Origin of the sequence: Trinickia soli, from assembly GCF_002879855.1 — a bacterium.
GTDB classification, from domain to species: Bacteria; Pseudomonadota; Gammaproteobacteria; order Burkholderiales; family Burkholderiaceae; genus Trinickia; species Trinickia soli.
Map to the genome: position 1 here is coordinate 1 of NZ_PNYB01000066.1, position 697 is coordinate 697.

1 protein-coding gene is annotated in these 697 nt (G+C 65.7%); it reads right to left on the minus strand.

Translation table 11 applies throughout. The features are described 5' to 3' along the window. Positions 1-697, minus strand: a 697-nt coding sequence (locus C0Z19_RS27665) for a BON domain-containing protein (RefSeq protein ID WP_233196319.1), incomplete at its 3' end; no start/stop codon positions are given.

The window sequence follows — 697 nt, forward strand, 5'->3', positions numbered from 1 at the left end:
GCCCAGCGCTCCCCGGATGCACCTGCGTGGAGTTCGTCACCGGCGCCGGCGTCTGCTGATCCAGCGGCTGAGCCGTCACGCCACCCATCGGCACCGCCCCCACCGTCGGCTCGGCCTCTGCCGATTGCGCCGAGCTCGGCGCGCTGGCTGCCTGCGCCGCAGCCGGCGCCAGCGTCTGCGCGTCCTCGGGCTTGATGTATTGAAAGACCTTCACGACGCTCATCACACCGGGCACATTCGCCGCCACCGCCGCCCCGAGGTTCCCCTCATGCTCCGTGACAAGGCCCATCAAATAGATATTCCCGCGCTCGCCCACCACCTTGAAGTCGTTCGCCGAAATACCCTTCTCAGCGATCAACATGGTTTTCACGCGCGTCACGAGGTACGAATCGTTCGCTCGGTCGGAAAACGATGTCTTCGGCGCAATGGCCAACTCGTTCACGATCGATTCGACGTTGCCCACACCGCGCGCGATCTGTTCGGCGCGCTGCTTCTCCGCATCCGTCTGGACTTCGCCCGTCAGCAGCACGCGCCGATTGAACACGGTCACATCAACGTGCGTCGCGTCGCCAAGCTCGGTCGCGATCTGCGAATAAGCCTTCACCTGGATTTCGCGATCCTCGGTTTGCGTGCCGACGGTGCGTCGATCGGTCGCCATCAGCGCCCCGCCGCCCGCCGCGCCCGCCACCGCCAACAC